Here is an 18,234-nt window from a genome sequence, read left to right on the forward strand (position 1 = left end):
CGGCCGGTTCATGCCCGTGTCCCCGTCGTCATCCGCCCAGGCCGCCCGCATAGCAGTCGCCCATCGTCTGCGAGAGCTGCGCAGGAGCGCCGGACTGACGATCGTAGAGCTGGCCGACCGGTGCGGCTGGTCCCATCCGAAGACGTCCCGCATCGAAAACGCCAAGACCGCGCCGAACGCGAAGGACATCCGGGCCTGGTGCAGTGCCGTCGGCGCACAGGACCAGGCAGAGGACCTCGTAGCACAGTCTCTGCACGCCGAGTCGCTGTACGCGGAGTGGCGACACGAGGCGCGCCGCGGCCTGCGGGAGCTGCAGAGCAACTCGGCGAAGCTGTTCCGGGAGACGGCCCTTTACCGCGTTTATTCCTCGTCGCTCGTCCCCGGTCTGCTCCAGACCGAGGGCTACGCCGCGGCGGTCCTGCGCGTCAGCGCGAAGTTCAGGAACCTGCCGATCGACGACAGCGCGGACGCCGCCCGGGCCCGCGTGGAGCGCTCGCGCATCATCTATGAGCAGGGACGGCGCTTCCTCCTGCTCGTCGAGGAGGGCGTGCTCTACCACCAGATGGGCGATGCCGACGCGATGGCCGCCCAGCTCGGATTCCTGTTGACCGCCGGCGCGCTGCCCGCGGTATCGCTGGGCATCATCCCGAAGGCGACCGCGGACCGCGCGCAGTGGCCACGCGAGACGTTCCACGTCTACGACGACAGACTGGTGTCGGTCGAGCTGGTGAGCGCGCGGGTGCGGATCAACCAGCCCAGCGAGACCGCTCTCTACGTGGCGGCGTTCGAGCAGCTGCGCGGCATGGCCGTGTACGGCGCGGACGCCCGCGCGCTGATCGTGCGGGCGATCGAGGCTTTGCGCTGATCCCCATCGTCCGCACCGGGGGTTGTCCCCACCCAGGAGGGGCGGGGTTACCGGCTGGGGGTGTGGGGTGGGGCGGCCCAGCGTCGGCGGGGTGAACAGGAAAATGATCCTTCCGGCCGTCGCGCTCGCCTCCGCGGGGCTCCTCGGGTCCGGATGCGCGAGCACGCACTCCGCGGCGTCCGCGGCCCACGCGGCGCACACAGGCGGGGGCGTCGGTGCGACGCCCGCCGCGTCCAGGGGGTCGAGGGCGCGGGCGGCGCTCGCGCCGACCGGGGCCAGGTCGTCTCCGCGCAGCGCGTCGCGCACATGTCCGCCGCGGCCACCGGCCGCTATCTGAGCGACGGCGGCTACGACGCGCCCGCGCCGCGCTACGGCGTCGACCAGTACCGCCTCGTCTACCGCACGGTCGACGCGGACGGGCGGGCGACCACCGCGAGCGGGCTGGTCGTGCTGCCGGACAGCGGCGCCCGCACGCTGCACACCGTCGCCTACGAGCACGGGACGCTCGTCGCGAAGTCCGACGCGCCGTCCGTGGACGAGAGCGACGCGCGGGTGTCCCCGACGCTGTTCGCCGGGCGCGGGTACGCCGCCGTCGCCCCCGACTACCTCGGCCTGGGCGAGGGCCCCGGCGTCCACCCGTACATGGACACCGCGACGGAGACGACCGCCTCGGTGGACATGCTGCGCGCCGCCCGCGCGTTCGCCGCCGGCCGCGGCCGGACGCTCGACGGCCGGGTCCTGGTCACCGGCTTCTCCCAGGGCGGCACGGCGGCCACGGCGCTGGCCCGCGCCCTGCAGAGCGGCGTCGACCCGCACTTCGAGCCGGCCGCGCTGGCCCCGGTCAGCGGCCCGTACGACGTCCAGCACGCCGAGATCCCCGCCGCGTTCGGCGACGACCCCACGCTCGATCCGAAGGAGGCGGCCTTCTACTTCGCGTACTGGACCGTCGCGATGAACCGCCTGCACCACTTCTACGACGCGCCGTCGCAGGTGTTCGCGCCGCCTACGACACCACCGTGGAGGCGCTGTTCGACGGGCTGCACAGCCAGCAGCAGGTCTTCGCCCGCCTGCCCGCGACACCCGAGCAGGTGCTCACCCCGGAGTTCGTCCGCCGGCTCCGACACCCCACCGGGCCCCTGCTGGAGGCCATGCGGGTCAACGACACCACCTGCTCGGGCTGGACCCCGCGGGCCCCCGTCCACCTCTACGCGGCGCGCGGCGACAAGGACGTCGCGATCGCCAACTCCCGCCACTGCCAAGCGGAGTTCGCCGCCTCCGGCACCACCGCGGCGCTCACCGACGTGGGCGACGTCGGCCATTTCGTCTCCCCGCTGCGGTCCATGCCGCTGATCGCCGCGTGGTTCGAACACCTCCTGCCGGCGTAGCGGCCCCGGGCGCCGCGCCGGACATCGCTCCCGCCCGGACAGGGCTCCCACCCGGACAGGGCTCCCACCCGCGGCCCGGGTCGCGCTGCCAAGCCGCGCGCCCGCGCGCCCGCGCGCCCGTACGCCCGTACGCCCGTACGGCACGGCGGCCCGTGCCGGCACAGCGGCCCGCGCCGGCGCGGACGGCCGCCCGCTCGCGTGTCCGGAGCGGCCCCCGGGGTCTGCTACGCTGATCCAGCGACATCGGCCCGCCGAAATGTCCGCCTGATCCGCAGAACCGCAGGTCGGGGGCAGCACGGCGCGGAGGTCGCGCAAACCCGTGTGAGACCGGTGTCCGACATGTGCGACACTTGTCCCGCGCGGAGCGCACGAGCAAGGTCCTGTGGAGCAGTTTGGAGTGCTCGCCACCCTGTCAAGGTGGAGGCCGCGGGTTCAAATCCCGTCAGGACCGCTGCGGCTGGGTAGCTCAGTTGGTACGAGCGACCGCCTGAAAAGCGGTAGGTCGCCGGTTCGACCCCGGCCCCAGCCACCGCACGACGCGGGGCCCGTCTCATCGAGGCGGGCCCCGCGTCGTTCTCCGGCGGAACGACTGCCGCGCACGGCGGCAGGGGCCGCGTCCCCCGCGCGGCTCAGCGGCCCCCCGGATGGCGGTGCCGCCAGACCCAGAACACCGACGTCGCCACCGCCGCCCACGCCGCGAGCACCGCGAACGGGAAGACGTGCTGGTGGCCGCCGAAGTACACCGCCGTGTGCTGCGCGTTCACCGAGGCGCCCGGCGGCAGCCACTGCCCGATCCGGCCGAGCAGCGACGGCAGCAGCGGCCAGGACACCGCGCCGCCGGACGAGGGGTTGCCCAGGAGCACCATCAGGCCCCAGGTCGGCAGCATCGCCCAGCGGCCGAAGAGCGTGTTGAACATCGTGAAGACCATGCCGGACGTGAACATGGTGAACGCCAGGATCGCCCACGACTCCGCGAACGGCAGGTCGAGCGCGCCGAGCCCCCAGTCGACCACCGCGGCGATCGAGAACGCGCCGAGCATGGACATGGCCAGGATGAAGCAGATCCGCTCCCACGGGAGCAGCCCGCGCGCGTGCACGCTGAGCTGGATCGCGCCGACGAAGCCGAGGATCACCGCGGCCAGCGAGATGTAGAAGATCGCCAGGCCGCGCGGGTCGCCCTTCTGCAGCGGGTTGATGTCCCGCACGGTGACCCGTACGCCGATCGAGGCGCCCACCCGGGGCGCGGTCTCCGCGAGCAGCTGTGCGACGCTCGCGCCCGAGGCGGAGGAGATGTAGAGCCGGGGGCCGGGCTCGGGGCCGGGCTCCTGGAGGATCGCGAACACCTTCTGCGCCTCGACGGCGTCCCGCGCGGAGGCGTAGTCGTCGTAGTGGTGCAGCTTCAGCGACGCGCCGAGGGCCTGCTCCATGCCGGCGACGAACTGCGCCCGCTTGACCTGCGAGGTCGGGATGCCGGTCACCGCGGTGGGGATGCGGCGCGGGGTGGGGTTGGCCATGTTGTACGTGTACGACCCGGCGAAGAGCCCCGCGGCGGCGGCGATCAGCAGGAGCAGCACGCAGGCGGGCAGGAACGGCGACCTCCTGAACGCGTCCCACCTCGACGCCCGCGCCGCACTCGCCCCGTTCTCCGCCACAGCGCCACGGTATGCGGTGTACGTCACACTCGCCTGTCGGCGCCGGGCGCCGGCACACCGGCGGTGCGGCCCCCGGCGCCGGGGGGCGCGAAACGTGTTCGCCGGGAGCGCGCCCCGGATGCGATGCTGGGGTGCGTATGCCTACCGACCAGCGCCCCGCCGACCGGGCGGAAGACCACACCGCGAGCCTCCCGGCCCTGGCCGGGAGGCTCCCCGCGCTCACGTTGCGCGACGAGCAGCGCCTGGGCCGGCGCCTTGAGGGCGCCCGGCGCATCCGCAAGCCCGAGGCGCGCGCCGCGGTGCTCGCCGAGATCGGCGCGGAGATCGACAAGGCCGAGCAGCGCACCGCGGCGCGCGCGGCGGCCGTGCCGCGGATCACGTATCCGCAGGAGCTGCCGGTCAGCAAGAAGAAGGACGACATTCTCGCGGCGGTCCGCGATCACCAGGTGGTGATCGTCGCGGGCGAGACCGGCTCGGGCAAGACCACGCAGATCCCGAAGATCTGCCTGGAGCTGGGCCGCGGCGTGCGCGGCCTGATCGGGCACACCCAGCCGCGGCGGATCGCCGCCCGCACGGTCGCCGAGCGGGTCGCGGAGGAGCTGCGCACGCCGCTGGGCGAGGCGGTCGGCTGGAAGGTCCGCTTCACCGACCAGGTGGGCGACTCCACGCTGGTGAAGCTGATGACCGACGGCATCCTGCTCGCGGAGATCCAGACCGACCGCGACCTGCGCGCCTACGACACGATCATCGTGGACGAGGCGCACGAGCGCAGCCTGAACATCGACTTCATCCTCGGCTACCTGGCCCAGCTGCTGCCGCGCCGCCCCGACCTGAAGGTGATCATCACCTCGGCGACGATCGACCCGGAGCGGTTCTCCCGGCACTTCGGCGACGCGCCGATCGTGGAGGTCAGCGGGCGTACGTACCCGGTCGAGGTGCGCTACCGGCCACTGCTGGAGGAGGGCGGCGACGACGCGGACCGCGACCAGGTCACCGCGATCTGCGACGCGGTCGACGAGCTGCAGGCGGAGGGGCCGGGCGACGTCCTGGTCTTCCTGTCCGGCGAGCGTGAGATCCGCGACACCGCGGACGCGCTGAGCAAACGGCAGCTGCGGCACACCGAGGTGCTGCCGCTGTACGCGCGGCTGTCCTCGGCCGAGCAGCACCGGGTCTTCCAGCGCCCCGGCGGCAACGCGGTGCGCCGCGTGGTGCTGGCCACGAACGTCGCCGAGACGTCCCTGACCGTGCCCGGCATCCGCTACGTGGTCGACCCGGGCACCGCGCGCATCTCCCGCTACAGCCACCGCACCAAGGTGCAGCGGCTGCCGATCGAGCGGATCAGCCAGGCCAGCGCCAACCAGCGCAAGGGCCGCTGCGGCCGCACGTCGGACGGCATCTGCATCCGGCTGTACGACGAGGAGGACTTCCTGTCGCGGCCGGAGTTCACCGACGCGGAGATCCTGCGCACCAACCTGGCGTCGGTGATCCTGCAGATGACCGCGGCGGGCCTCGGCGACATCGCGAAGTTCCCGTTCATCGACCCGCCGGACAGCCGCAACATCAAGGACGGCGTGCAGCTGCTGGAGGAGCTGGGCGCGCTCGACCCGCAGCAGAAGGACCCGCGCAAGCGGCTGACGGCCACCGGCCGCAAGCTGTCGCAGCTGCCGGTGGACCCGCGGCTGGCCCGGATGGTGCTGGAGGCCGAGCGCAACGGCTGCGTGCGCGAGGTGATGGTGATCGCGGCGGCGCTGTCCATCCAGGACCCGCGCGAGCGCCCCTCGGACAAGCAGCAGCAGGCCGACCAGCAGCACGCCCGGTTCCGCGACCCGACGTCGGACTTCCTGGCGTTCCTCAACCTGTGGAGCTACGTCCGCGAGCGGCAGCGGGAGTTGTCGTCCTCGGCGTTTCGCCGGATGTGCCGCTCGGAGTTCCTGAACTACCTGCGGATTCGCGAATGGCAGGACATCTACAGCCAGTTGCGTACCGTCGCCCGGCAACTGGGCATCGACACCGGAGACTCGCACAGGGGCGAGGGCCGGCGCCGGGACGACGGCGGGGAGCGGCTCGACGACGCGGTGGACCCGCAGCGGGTGCACGTCTCGCTGCTGGCCGGGCTGCTGTCGCACCTGGGCCTGAAGGACCCGGAGAAGAACGAGTACGGGGGTGCGCGCGGCGCGAGGTTCGCGATCTTCCCCGGCTCCGCGCTGTTCAAGAAGCCGCCGCGCTGGGTGATGTCGGCGGAGCTGGTGGAGACCTCCCGGCTGTGGGCGCGGGTCAACGCGCGGATCGAGCCGGAGTGGGTGGAGCCGCTGGCCCAGCACCTGGTCAAGCGCAGCTACAGCGAGCCGCACTGGGAGAAGGACCAGGCGGCGGTGATGGCGTACGAGAAGGTGACGCTGTACGGCGTGCCGCTGGTCGCCGACCGCAAGGTGAACTACGGGCGGATCGACCCCGAGGTCTCCCGCGAGCTGTTCATCCGCAACGCGCTGGTGGAGGGCGACTGGCGCACCCACCACCAGTTCTTCCACGACAACCGCAAACTCCTGGGCGAGGTCGAGGAGTTGGAGCACCGGGCGCGCCGCCGGGACATCCTGGTCGACGACGAGACGCTGTACGACTTCTACGACGCGCGGATTCCCGACCATGTGGTGTCGGGGGCGCACTTCGACTCGTGGTGGAAGCACAAGCGGCGCGAGGACCCGGAGTTGCTGACCTTCGAGCACTCCATGCTGATCAACGAGAACGCGGAGGCGGTCACCAAGGCCGACTACCCCGACTCGTGGCGGCAGGGCGCGCTCACGTTCCGCGTGACGTACCAGTTCGAGCCGGGCGCCGATGCGGACGGCGTGACCGTGCACATCCCGTTGCAGGTGCTCAACCAGGTGTCCGCGGACGGCTTCGACTGGCAGATCCCGGGCTTGCGCGAGCAGATGGTCACCGAGCTGATCCGTTCGCTGCCCAAGGCGATCCGCCGGCACTACGTCCCCGCGCCCAACTACGCGAAGGCGTTCCTGGACAAGGCCGTCGCCGGGCCCGATCCGCTGCCGGCCGTGCTGGCCCGGGAGTTGCAGCGGATGGTCGGCGTGCCGGTGGCCGCGGAGGACTTCGACCTGGCGAAGGTGCCGGACCACCTGAAGATCACCTTCCGGGTGGTGGACGAGCGGCGCCGCAAGATCGCCGAGGACAAGGACCTGGAGGCGCTGCGGCTGAAGCTGAAGCCGAAGACCCGCGAGGCGATCACCCGGGCCTTCGACCGGGCCTCGGCGGACCCGGCGCGCGGCGGCGAGACGCCGACCGGGCAGCGCACCGGGCTGACCGACTGGACGGTCGGCACGCTCCAGCGCACCTTCGAGACGCGGCGGGCCGGGCAGCCGGTCAAGGCGTACCCGGCGCTGGTGGACGAGGGCGCGACGGTCGCGGTGCGGCTGTTCGACACCGAGGCCGAGCAGGCCGAGGCGATGTGGCGCGGCACCCGGCGGCTGATCCTGCTGGGGGTGCCGGTGAACCCGGCGAAGTTCGCCGCGGACCGGCTGTCCAACCAGCAGAAGCTGGCGTTGTCCCGCAATCCGCACGGCAGCGTGCAGGCGCTCTTCGAGGACTGCGCGACCGCCGCGGCGGACCGGCTGATCGCCGCGCACGGCGGCCCGGCGTGGGACGAGCAGGGCTACCGCAAGCTGTACGACGCGGTGCGCGCGGACCTGGTGGAGGTGACCGTGCGCGCGGTGGAGCAGGTCCAGCAGGTGCTGGCGGCGTGGCAGGCGTGCGAGCGGCGGCTGAAGGACACCAGGAGCCTGGTGCTGGTGGCCAACCTCCAGGACGTCAGGGAGCAGCTGGCCGGCCTGGTGCACCCGGGCTTCGTCACCGAGGCGGGGCTGAAGCGGCTGCCGGACGTGATGCGGTACTTGGTCGCGGTGGACCGCAGGCTGCAGCAGATGCCGACGGGGGCGCAGCGGGACACCACGCGGATGGAGAAGGTCCGCGAGATCCAGGCGGAGTACGCGGAGCTGCTGGCCGCGCAGCCGCAGGGGCGGCCGGTGCCGGCGGCGGTGCGGGACATCCGCTGGATGGTCGAGGAGCTGCGGGTCAGCTATTTCGCGCACGCCCTCGGGACGGCGTTCCCGGTCTCCGACAAACGCGTGTTCAAGGCGCTCGACGAGGCGTGGTCGCGGACGCGGTCCTGAGTTCGACCCCGCGGCCTGACCTGCTGTACAGTCTGTCTCGCAGCCGCGCGGCCCCCTTCGGGGAAGCCCGCGCAGCCCAGGTCCTGTGGAGCAGTTTGGAGTGCTCGCCACCCTGTCAAGGTGGAGGCCGCGGGTTCAAATCCCGTCAGGACCGCACGCTGAGCCTACGGCCCGTTTCCGCGATCACGCGGAGGCGGGCCGCTTTGCGTTCCCCCTGCGGAGGCCTTCGGGGCCTGCGCAGCTTGCGGGGGTCGGTCGCTTCCGCGGCGGGCCGGGCACGCAGTTCCCCGCGCCCCCGCAGCGGCGACACCCGGCGTCGAGGCGGCGCACGGGGGTATGGGACGGGGGCAAGTGCCGCCCAACGCACGGGTGTTGGAGGTTGGGGGGTTTGTTGCCCGGTCAACTGTCGTAATAGGGGCGGAAGTTCCTATACCCCACCGGAGGCAAGATCCACAAGGGCGTCTCATGTGACGGGTGTCACTCAAAAAGGTCGCGGAACGTGGGAACTTGAGCGGTTCGGCGACGCCCTCGATTTAATATGTGCAATGGCACTGCCCGTCGCAGGAGCAACCAGGACCCCACGCACACCACACCCCCACGCCGGACGGGCACCCCGCAAGCACCCTACGGACGCCTCACAAGCACGCCGCGGGCGGCCCCCCGTGCCGCCACGCCCCCTCCCCGCGCACACAAAAGGATCGCACCGGACCCGGCGGAGTCCGATGCGATCCTCTTCATACCGTCAAACCAAGAAGCTGAGCCGAACCGTGGAGCGTGTCGTGCACTCCCTCCGGCCGCCCGTTGGGGGCGAGTCGGCCGTCGGGCCGGGTGGCCTGCGCGGGGTGGGGGCCCCGCTCACCGCCCGAAAACAGCTCTCAGGCCTCGCTGCGCTGCTGCGGAATGCCCGCGAGCAGCGCCCGGACCTCCGCCTCGCGGTAGCGGCGGTGCCCGCCGAGCGTGCGGATGGACGTGAGCTTGCCGGCCTTGGCCCAGCGCGTGACCGTCTTCGGGTCGACGCGGAACATGGTCGCGACCTCGGCAGGGGTAAGCAACGGCTCGGCATCAGGGGTGCGAGCGGTCATGAGCGGCCTCCTCGAGAGAACCGAACCAACGCGGTTCTTTCCTCTAAATTCTGCACCTTGACCCACGTTGCCCGAAATGGGCGACGCGGGCCGAGTCGGTAATAGGACGAACGGCTTGTCCTCGGCACTACAACTACACCATCCGTCCAGCCGCGTCGGCCAAACCGATGGATTTGCCCTCTCAGGTGTTCAACCTCGACGGAAGCCGATGGACCGGGCCATAGCGGACAGTCACCCCAACGTGACGATCAGTCACAGTTCAACCATCTGCAACATCCCCACCTTCGAAACGAGCCCGAGGCGGGCCCGATGTCCCATTTTGGCATGACAGATGGTGATGCAGGCAAGAGTCCGGTTACGTGCTCTGCGTCACGCTTGGGCCAATACCGCCATGTCTGAGAGCAGAAGGCAAGCGAAGAGGCTCAAGAGACACGAGGAGACAACAGCCCGCACACAGATCCTTCACAACCGGGCGAATGCGCAACCCTGGTGTGATTCCGACCACACACCCGCCCACACATCCGCCCGCCGTCCGACGCCGTCCGCGCATCCGGCCCGCCCGCCGCACCCGCATCCCGCCCGCGTCCGCGCTCAGTTGGCGAACTGCATCTCCCGCACCGCGCGCCACCGGTCGGTCAGCCGCTCGTACGCCACGCCCGCCGCCTCCGAGTCGCCCTCGCGCAGCGCCGCGAGCCCCTCGGCCACGTCCGCCGCCGAATGGTCGGCCACCAGCCGGTCCTCGCCCATGAGATGGGCCAGACCGCCGTAGTCCAGCTCCACCAGCGAGCGCGGGTGGAACTCCTCCAGCCAGCGGCCGACGTCGATCAGCCCGTCGATCAACGGCCCTTCGTCCAAGGCGTCCTTGAGCACCCGCAGCCCCCGCGCCACCCGCCGCCTGGCCTGCACCATGGGCGTGCGGTAGCGCAGCAGCGGCTCCTTGGACTCCCCCGCGCCGGCCGGTTCGTACTCCCGCTCGTCGTCGCCGACCAGCACGAACCAGCGCACCGGCACGTGCCAGGTGGCCGACCTGATCCAGGGCCTGGCGTCGGGGTTGCGCTCGCGCCACGCCTCGTGGTCCGCGGCGGCCTGACGGCGCACCACCGGCGGCAGCATCGCGTCGAGCACCGGCTCCGGCAGCAGTTCGCCGACGTGCTCCATGGCCAGCCAGCCGCGCAGCCGGGTGCGCCACGGGCAGACGTGCGTCACGCCGCCGACCACCGCCACGAAGGCGTCCCGGCTCTCGTGCACCGGCACCGCGACCGGCGGCACCGGCACCAGGTCGGCCAGGGACTGCCGCAGTTCGTCCTGTGCGGTGCGCCCGGCGCCCGCGGCGGCGTAGCGGTACCAGTGGGTGCGCTCGGGCTCGGGAAAGGCCGCCAGCGGCTCGTACACGCGCAGATAAGCCGCGTACGGGACCAGTACCGGTGAACCGCCCACACCCGCTCCCTCGCCGCCTGCGCCGTGCCTCGACGTCCGACCTCTCGATCGTCCCACGCGGGCCCCATGATCGGTCCCGCAGGGCCTACGCTGACTCCGACGAGCCCTCCGCCACCCTTACGGGGGGCTGAGCACCTCACCGGGCCCCCGACCCGAACGGGCCCACCGCACACCGCTGGACACCTCTGGACACCTCTGGACTATGGGAGTCACCACCGTGACCGACGTACGACAGGCAGTACGCGAGGACGGCGCGCTCGCCACCCTCTTCCGCTCCGAGCAGGGCGGGCACGAGCAGGTCGTGCTCTGCCAGGACCGCGCCTCCGGCCTCAAGGCCGTGATCGCCGTCCACTCCACCGCGCTGGGCCCGGCCCTCGGCGGCACCCGCTTCCACGCCTACGCCTCCGACGAGGAGGCCGTGCAGGACGCGCTCGACCTCTCCCGCGGCATGTCCTACAAGAACGCGCTGGCCGGGCTCGACCTCGGCGGCGGCAAGGCCGTGATCATCGGCGATCCCGAGACGCTGAAGTCCGAGCAGCTGCTGCTCGCCTACGGCCGGTTCGTGGCCTCGCTCGGCGGCCGTTACGTCACCGCGTGCGACGTCGGCACCTACGTCGCGGACATGGACGTCGTGGCCCGCGAGAACAAGTGGACCACCGGCCGCTCCCCCGAGCACGGCGGCGCCGGCGACTCCTCGGTGCTCACCGCGTTCGGCGTCTTCCAGGGCATGCGCGCCGCCGCGCAGGCCACGTGGGGCGAGCCCACGCTGCGCGGCCGCCGGGTCGGCGTCGCGGGCGTCGGCAAGGTCGGCCGCCACCTGGTGGAGCACCTGGTGGAGGACGGCGCGCAGGTCGTGGTGACCGACGTGCGCGCGGACGCGGTGGCGCGGATCACCGCCCGCCACCCGCGGGTGACCGCGGCGGCCGACGTGCGGGCGCTGGTCCGCTCGCCGCTGGACGTGTACGCGCCGTGCGCGCTCGGCCACGCGCTGGACGACCCGACGGTGGCCGCGCTGACCGCGAAGGTGGTGTGCGGGGCGGCCAACAACCAGCTCGCCCACCCCGGGGTGGAGAAGGACCTCGCCGACCGCGGCGTCCTGTACGCGCCGGACTACGTGGTCAACGCCGGCGGCGTCATCCAGGTCGCGGACGAGCTGCAGGGCTTCGACTTCGACCGGGCCAAGGCGAAGGCCGCCCGGATCTTCGACACCACGCTGGCCATTTTCGAGCGGGCCGCGGCCGACGGAGTGCCGCCCGCGGTCGCCGCCGACCGGCTGGCCGAGCAGCGGATGGCCGACCGTACGCCGGCCGCGCGCTGGGGCCGTCCCGAGGAGGCGTGACGGGCGCGACGCGGGGCGTGACGGGTGGTTCGCGTGACCGAGAGCACGGCCCGATAGCAAGTTCGCGCTAGAAGAAGGTAAAATGGGGCCTGACCAGGCAGGACAGGGCCGCAAACAGTGCCTTCGGCGACGCGCGTCGTGCGGGCGACGTACCGTGTGGCGTCGGAAGCAGGTACCGTTGAGGCCCTACGGACCGGTCTCCCTCCAAAGAGGCCGCTTCGCATCATGAACGCGTGTCAAGACTCGGGGCCGTTGAGCCCCGCCGTTGAGGGGGTCGAGCCATGGGGCGCGGCCGGGCCAAGGCCAAGCAGACGAAGGTCGCCCGCCAGCTGAAGTACAACAGCGGCGGCACGGATCTCTCGCGTCTGGCCGAAGAGCTGGGCGCATCGCCGTCGAGGCCGGTTAATCCGGAGCCAGTCGAGGACGATGACGACGAGTTGGAAGACGACCCGTACGCTCAGTACGCGGATCTTTACAACGACGACGATGACGATGAGGAGGAGGACGACTCCCGCTCCTCCTCCCAGCGTCGCCGCGCTTGACGCCGCACGCGCGCTGACCCGGTCCGGGCCTCCCGGACCGGGTCAGCCCGCGTGGTCGCCGACCAGTTCGACGGCGACCGCGCCGTCTTCGCGTGCCGTGATCTCGCCGGCCACCCATGCCTCCACGCCGCGGTCGGCGAGCACCGAGAGCGCCACGTCGACGGACTCCTCGGGCAGGACGGCGACCATGCCGACGCCCATGTTCAGGGTCTTCTCCAGCTCCTGGCGCTCGACGCCGCCCAGCTCGCCGACGGTGCGGAAGACCGGCGCGGGGGTCCAGGTGGAGCGGTCGACCACCGCGCGCAGGCCGTCCGGGATCACCCGGGCGAGGTTGTTGGCGAGCCCGCCGCCGGTGATGTGCGAGAAGGCGTGCACCTCGGCGGTGCGGGCCAGCGCCAGGCAGTCCAGCGAGTAGATCCTGGTCGGCTCCAGCAGCTCCTCGCCGAGGGTGCGGCCGAACTCCGGCACCTCCCGGTCCAGCGCCCAGCCGGCCCGGTCGAAGACCACGTGCCGCACCAGGCTGTACCCGTTCGAGTGAAGTCCGGAGGACTCCAGGGCGATCACCGCGTCACCCGTACGGATGCGGTCCGCGCCCAGCAGCCGGTCCGCCTCGACCACGCCGGTGCCCGCGCCCGCCACGTCGAACTCGTCGGCGCCCAGCAGCCCCGGGTGCTCCGCGGTCTCGCCGCCGACCAGCGCGCAGCCGGCCAGCACACAGCCCTCGGCGATGCCCTTGACGATCGCCGCGACCCGTTCGGGGTGGACCTTGCCGACGCAGATGTAGTCGGTCATGAACAGCGGCTCGGCGCCGCACACCACCAGGTCGTCGACCACCATGCCGACCAGGTCGTGGCCGATGGTGTCGTAGACGCCCATCCGGCGGGCGATGTCGACCTTGGTGCCGACGCCGTCGGTCGCCGAGGCGAGCAGCGGGCGCTGGTAGCGGGCGAGCGCGGAGGCGTCGAAGAGGCCGGCGAAGCCGCCGATGCCGCCGACGACCTCCGGGCGGGTGGCCTTGCCGACCCACTCCTTCATCAGGGTGACGGCGCGGTCGCCCGCCTCGATGTCGACGCCCGCGGCGGCGTAGCTGGCGCCGGTGGTCCCGGTGCCGGTGGGCCCGGCGGCTGTCTCAGACATGGCTGGCACTTTCGTGTCGTGGGTACGTCGCGGGGGCGGCCACGGTGCGGCCGCTCGGGGAGGCGGCGGTCATGGCGGTCGCGGCTCCTGCGGTGGTCACGGCCTGCGCAGGGCGTCGGCGGCGTCGGCGCCGCCGGCCAGCTCGACCTCCAGCAGCTGCTTGCCGAGCAGCTCGGGGTCGGGCAGGTCCATCGGGTACTCGCCGTCGAAGCAGGCCCGGCACAGGTTCGGCTTGGCGATGGTGGTCGCCTCGACCATGGCGTCGATGGAGATGTACGCCAGGGAGTCCGCGCCGAGCGAGGCGCCGATCTCCTCGACGCTCATCCCGTTGGCGATCAGCTCCGCGCGGGTGGCGAAGTCGATGCCGAAGAAGCACGGCCACTTCACCGGCGGCGAGGAGATCCGCACGTGCACCTCGGCGGCGCCGGCCTCGCGGAGCATCCGGACCAGGGCGCGCTGGGTGTTGCCGCGGACGATCGAGTCGTCCACCACGACCAGCCGCTTGCCGCGGATGACCTCCTTGAGCGGGTTGAGCTTGAGCCGGATGCCGAGCTGCCTGATGGTCTGCGACGGCTGGATGAACGTACGGCCCACGTAGCTGTTCTTGACCAGCCCGGAGCCGTACGGGATGCCGCTGGCCTCGGCGTAGCCGACCGCGGCCGGGGTCCCGGACTCCGGGGTGGGTATCACCAGGTCCGCCTCGACCGGGGCCTCACGGGCCAGCCGGCGGCCCATCTCGACCCGGGACAGGTAGACGTTGCGCCCGGCGATGTCGGTGTCGGGTCGGGCCAGGTAGACGTACTCGAAGACGCAGCCCTTGGGGCGGGCCTCGGCGAAGCGCGAGGAGCGCACGCCCTGCTCGTCGATGGCGATCAGCTCGCCCGGCTCGATCTCGCGGACGACGGTGGCGCCGCAGATGTCCAGCGCGGCGGTCTCCGAGGCGACCACCCAGCCGCGCTCCAGCCGGCCCAGCACCAGCGGGCGGATGCCCTGCGGGTCGCGGGCGGCGTAGAGGGTGTGCTCGTCCATGTAGACCAGGCTGAAGGCGCCCTTGACCTTCGGCAGCACCTGGACGGCGGCGGCCTCCACGGACAGCGGGGCGCCGTCCGGGCCGGTCTGGCCGGCCAGCAGCGCGGTGATCAGGTCGGTGTCGTTGGTGGCGGCGACCTTGGTGGCGCGGCCGGGGCCCTGCGGGAGGTCGGCGACGAGTTCGGCCAGTTCGACGGTGTTGACCAGGTTGCCGTTGTGGCCGAGCGCGATGGAGCCGTGCGCGGTGGCGCGGAAGGTGGGCTGGGCGTTCTCCCACACGGAGGCGCCGGTGGTCGAGTAGCGGGCGTGGCCGACGGCGATGTGGCCGGTCAGCGAACCGAGGGAGGTCTCGTCGAAGACCTGGGAGACCAGGCCCATGTCCTTGAAGACCAGGATCTGGGAGCCGTTGCTCACTGCGATGCCCGCGGACTCCTGTCCGCGGTGCTGCAGGGCGTACAGCCCGAAGTAGGTGAGTTTGGCGACCTCTTCACCGGGGGCCCAGACACCGAAGACGCCGCAGGCGTCCTGGGGGCCCTTCTCTCCCGGAAGCAGGTCGTGGCTGAGTCGTCCGTCACCACGAGGCACATCACGAGTCTAGGGCAGGATCGGCCGTCGTCCGAACGAGGGACCCTTCGGATCAGCGGCTTCGCGCCGGGTCTATGCGCGTAGTGCCTTGTGCGGCAAGGGGCTGTGACGTCAACCCCAAGGCGGGGACGCGCTTCTACGGCGGGGGCGCGACCGAGGGCCGGGGGCGGGACGGGTCACGCGGTGATCACTGGGCGTGAGGCCGGGGGGCGCGGGCTCAGCGCAGCACCCGGAGGCTCCGGGCTCAGCCCATCACCGGCAGGTTCCGGGGTCAGCCCATCACCGGCAGGTACGCGGCGAGGTCGGCGCGTTCGCCGCTCGCCGAGACGGCTGCGGCGTCCAGCGCCTCGGACCAGGCGAGGCGGCCGGTGGCCAGCCGCACCCAGGTCAGCGGGTCGGTCTCCACGACGTTCGGCGGGGTGCCGCGGGTGTGCCGGGGGCCCTCGACGCACTGCACCGCGGCGTACGGCGGCACCCGGACCTCGACCGAGCCGCCCGGCGCCTTGGCCGCGAGCGCGTCGGCGAGCACCCGCACGGTCGCGGCGAGGGCCTGCCGGTCCAGCGTGACCGGGACACCGGTCGCCCGGGACAGGTCGTCGCTGTGCACGACCAGCTCCACCAGGCGCGTGACCGTGAAGTCCAGCGCGCGCATCGCGGTGAACACGTGCGGGACGACCAGGTCGGTGCGGACCGCCGCGGCGCGCAGCTCGGCCGCGCGCGCGGTCGCCGCGTCGAGGGCGGCGACCGGGTCCTCGGTCGCGGCGGCCGTCTCCCGGGTGTCCCGGTCCAGCCGGTCGGCGATGCCCGCGGTGGACAGCGCCCACCGCGACAGGCCGGTGACCTGCGCGGTCGGCGGCAGCGGCGGCTGCGCGAGCAGCTCGGGCACGGCGTCGACCTGGCGCACGACGTGCACGACCAGCGTCCGCACGTCCCACCCCGGCAGGCCGCTGTCCGCGGCCCACTGCTCGGCGGTCAGCTCCCGCACGGCGCGCCGCACGTGCTCCACCTGCGCGAGCAGCGCGTCCCACGTCCTGCCGGGGTCGTACGTCCGCGCGCGGCGGCTGGCCTGAGACATGCGCCGAGCCTAACGGCCGCCCCTGACAGACCGGCCCGGCCGGTGGGCGGCGGGCGGGCGGCGGGCCGGCTGGGCGCCGGGGATCAGCCCTGGCGGGGGCGCTCGAAGGTGAGCAGCAGGCCCTCGACGGCCCCGGGGCCTATCCGGCCCTTGACGTCGGCCGAGGTGATCGCCTTGAGCGCCCAGCCGTCCTCCGCGTGCTTGTTGAGGGTCTTCTCCAGCTTGTCGCTGTCCAGGGCGTCGCCGATGAGCGACTCACGGAACGTGACGACCTTGTACTCGTACATGTGCGGGCCCTTCGGGTGCGGTCGGTGGTGCGGGCGCGTGGACGGGTGCGGTTCCCGGGACGAGACCCGCGGGTGCGCGCGACAGGTACGACGGTCGGGACGGCCGGTCGGGTTCCGCCGTTGGGCCGTACGGGTGGCGGCGGGGACAGCCAACCACGCGTGGCGGTCCGCGGTCAGCGCCCGCGGGACTCCGGCGTGTCCCCGGCGGGGTCCGCGGGCTGGTTGGCGGGCTGGTCCGCGCCGGGTTCGGCGGTCGGTTCCGCGGTCGGTTCGGCGGCCGGGGCAGCGCCCGTGGCGTCTTCTCCGCCCGGGGCGTCGCCCGGGGCGTCGCCCGCGGCCGCCGCGCGGCGGCCGCGGACCCGCCGGTAGCTCCACGCCAGCAGGCCGAGCAGGATCAGGCCGGACAGGATGAGGCTCGAACCGGTGCTCCAGCCGGCGAAGGGCAGCCACGACACCGGCCGCACCCCCCAGACCACGCCCGCGCCGATCAGGCCGAGGCCGGCCAGCAGCGAGCCGGCGATCCGCCAGCCGGTCGCGACGCTCGCCTCGACGCCTTCCATGGCCTTGGCACGGACCGGTTCCTCGAACCGGGCGACCGCGGGAATCGCGCGCGACAGCAGGACCAGGCCGGCCAGCACGAGCAGCATGCCCGGCCCCGGCAGCACCAGCAGCGCCACGCCGACCAGCAGCAGCACGCCGCCGAGCGTGCCGAGCACCACGCGGGTGACGGGATGCAGCTGCCCCTCGGGCCTGCGCCGCCCCTCGCGCCCCGCCCGGCCGCCGCCCGCGCCATCGGGCCCCGCCCCCGCGGCCCCAGCGCTCCCGGCGCTCCCCGCCCGGTCGTCCCCGTCCCGCGCGCGCGCCGCGTCGGCCGCCGCCTGCTGATCCGCCCGTCGCGCTGCGCTCACGCCTTCACCGTAACCGCGCGGCCCGAAGAACCCGGGCTTACGCCCCGGACAAGGGGAAATCAGATACTCTGATAGGCATGAAGCTGATGACCGCCACCGAGGCGTCGCGCAACTTCGCCGCAGTATTGGACGCCGCCGAGCACGGTGAGACGATCGTGATCACGCGTGCCGGCCGCAGGCTCGCGCTGGTCGGTCCCGCGCCGACGGGGAACGGCGGCGCGCTCAACGACGCACTGGCCGGGCACCGCCCGGACGACCGCTTCGCCGAGGACGTGAGCGGGGCGCGGGACCTGCTCACCGACGAGCCGGGTGCACAATGGCCCGACGCCTGATCCTGGACACGGGGGTGCTCATCGGTGTCGAGCGCACCGGCGCGGCCGTCGCCTTCGCGCCCGACGACGACGTGGTCATCGCCGCCGTCACCGCCGCCGAGCTGCTCCTCGGCGTGGAACTCGCAGACGACGCCCGGCGGCAGGCACGCGAGGACTTCGTCACCGCGGTCCTCGCCGTCGTCCCGGTGGCGGAGTACGACCTCACCGTCGCCCGCACCCACGCGCGCTTGCTCGCCCATGTCCGCCGCCAGGGCCGCCCGCGCGGCGCCCACGACCTGATCATCGCCGCCACGGCCGCCGCCACGGCCCGCACCGTCGTCACCCACGACCGCCAAGCGGCCTTCGACGCCCTCCCCGGCGTCCGCACCACCTCCCTCACCGACTGACCCGGCGGACGC

15 protein-coding genes and 3 tRNA genes are annotated in these 18,234 nt (G+C 72.8%); 10 read left to right on the plus strand and 8 right to left on the minus strand.

Going from position 1 to position 18,234, the window contains the following annotated elements; genetic code table 11:
• Positions 1-10 precede the first annotated feature (10 nt).
• The 4 genes from VSR01_RS16720 (at position 11) to VSR01_RS16735 (ending at position 2,779) form a co-directional block, all read left to right on the plus strand.
• Positions 11-865, plus strand: a complete 855-nt coding sequence (locus VSR01_RS16720) for a helix-turn-helix domain-containing protein (protein ID WP_326450015.1) — start codon at positions 11-13, stop codon at positions 863-865.
• Positions 866-1,171: 306 nt separating this feature from the next.
• Positions 1,172-2,215, plus strand: coding sequence for a lipase family protein (locus VSR01_RS16725; RefSeq protein ID WP_326450016.1), 1,044 nt, complete (start codon positions 1,172-1,174; stop codon positions 2,213-2,215).
• A gap of 411 nt (positions 2,216-2,626) precedes the next feature.
• Positions 2,627-2,701 (plus strand) — tRNA-Asp (locus tag VSR01_RS16730).
• Positions 2,702-2,705: 4 nt separating this feature from the next.
• Positions 2,706-2,779 (plus strand) — tRNA-Phe (locus VSR01_RS16735).
• 100 nt (positions 2,780-2,879) lie between these two features.
• On the opposite strand, the gene VSR01_RS16740 is transcribed toward VSR01_RS16735, so the two are convergent.
• Positions 2,880-3,902: an ABC transporter permease gene (locus tag VSR01_RS16740; RefSeq protein ID WP_326450017.1), complete on the minus strand. Its 1,023-nt coding sequence runs from the start codon at positions 3,900-3,902 to the stop codon at positions 2,880-2,882.
• Between the two features lie 137 nt (positions 3,903-4,039).
• On the opposite strand from VSR01_RS16740, the gene hrpA reads away from it, so the two are divergent.
• A complete protein-coding gene (hrpA, locus tag VSR01_RS16745) occupies positions 4,040-8,083 on the plus strand; it encodes an ATP-dependent RNA helicase HrpA (RefSeq protein WP_326450018.1) in 4,044 nt (1,347 codons plus the stop codon).
• Between the two features lie 79 nt (positions 8,084-8,162).
• A tRNA-Asp gene (locus VSR01_RS16750) sits at positions 8,163-8,237 on the plus strand.
• A 721-nt stretch (positions 8,238-8,958) separates the two neighbouring features.
• Here the strand turns inward: VSR01_RS16750 and bldC are convergent.
• Positions 8,959-9,165, minus strand: coding sequence for a developmental transcriptional regulator BldC (bldC, locus tag VSR01_RS16755; RefSeq protein ID WP_003949541.1), 207 nt, complete (start codon positions 9,163-9,165; stop codon positions 8,959-8,961).
• A 591-nt stretch (positions 9,166-9,756) separates the two neighbouring features.
• On the minus strand, positions 9,757-10,602 hold the full coding sequence (locus tag VSR01_RS16760) for a hypothetical protein (RefSeq protein WP_326450019.1): 846 nt from the start codon (positions 10,600-10,602) through the stop codon (positions 9,757-9,759).
• A gap of 202 nt (positions 10,603-10,804) precedes the next feature.
• Between VSR01_RS16760 and VSR01_RS16765 the strand changes: the two genes are divergently transcribed.
• Positions 10,805-11,941 (plus strand): Leu/Phe/Val dehydrogenase, encoded by a 1,137-nt coding sequence (locus VSR01_RS16765; protein WP_326450020.1) that lies wholly within the window; start codon positions 10,805-10,807, stop codon positions 11,939-11,941.
• 281 nt (positions 11,942-12,222) lie between these two features.
• Positions 12,223-12,483, plus strand: coding sequence for a DUF3073 domain-containing protein (locus VSR01_RS16770; protein ID WP_326450021.1), 261 nt, complete (start codon positions 12,223-12,225; stop codon positions 12,481-12,483).
• A gap of 42 nt (positions 12,484-12,525) precedes the next feature.
• Here VSR01_RS16770 and purM read toward each other — a convergent pair whose 3' ends face one another.
• The 5 genes from purM to VSR01_RS16795 form a co-directional block, all read right to left on the minus strand.
• On the minus strand, positions 12,526-13,620 hold the full coding sequence (purM, locus tag VSR01_RS16775) for a phosphoribosylformylglycinamidine cyclo-ligase (RefSeq protein WP_326450022.1): 1,095 nt from the start codon (positions 13,618-13,620) through the stop codon (positions 12,526-12,528).
• A gap of 96 nt (positions 13,621-13,716) precedes the next feature.
• Entirely contained in the window at positions 13,717-15,234 is a 1,518-nt protein-coding gene (gene purF, locus VSR01_RS16780; protein WP_326450023.1) for an amidophosphoribosyltransferase, read from the minus strand.
• Between the two features lie 271 nt (positions 15,235-15,505).
• Positions 15,506-16,309, minus strand: a complete 804-nt coding sequence (locus tag VSR01_RS16785) for a maleylpyruvate isomerase family mycothiol-dependent enzyme (protein ID WP_326450024.1) — start codon at positions 16,307-16,309, stop codon at positions 15,506-15,508.
• 83 nt (positions 16,310-16,392) lie between these two features.
• Positions 16,393-16,596, minus strand: a complete 204-nt coding sequence (locus VSR01_RS16790) for a DUF4177 domain-containing protein (protein WP_326450025.1) — start codon at positions 16,594-16,596, stop codon at positions 16,393-16,395.
• A gap of 173 nt (positions 16,597-16,769) precedes the next feature.
• Complete coding sequence (locus VSR01_RS16795; protein ID WP_326450026.1) at positions 16,770-17,504, minus strand: PGPGW domain-containing protein; 735 nt, start codon at positions 17,502-17,504, stop codon at positions 16,770-16,772.
• A gap of 77 nt (positions 17,505-17,581) precedes the next feature.
• Between VSR01_RS16795 and VSR01_RS16800 the strand changes: the two genes are divergently transcribed.
• Positions 17,582-17,836 (plus strand): type II toxin-antitoxin system Phd/YefM family antitoxin, encoded by a 255-nt coding sequence (locus tag VSR01_RS16800; RefSeq protein WP_326450027.1) that lies wholly within the window; start codon positions 17,582-17,584, stop codon positions 17,834-17,836.
• The gene (locus VSR01_RS16805; RefSeq protein ID WP_326450028.1) at positions 17,821-18,222 is read left to right on the plus strand and encodes a PIN domain-containing protein; all 402 of its coding nucleotides are present in this window, start codon (positions 17,821-17,823) and stop codon (positions 18,220-18,222) included. The genes VSR01_RS16800 and VSR01_RS16805 overlap by 16 nt, the downstream gene beginning before the upstream one ends.
• The last annotated feature ends 12 nt before the right edge of the window (positions 18,223-18,234 follow it).

Origin of the sequence: Actinacidiphila sp. DG2A-62, from assembly GCF_035825295.1 — a bacterium.
Classification (GTDB): Bacteria; Actinomycetota; Actinomycetes; order Streptomycetales; family Streptomycetaceae; genus Actinacidiphila.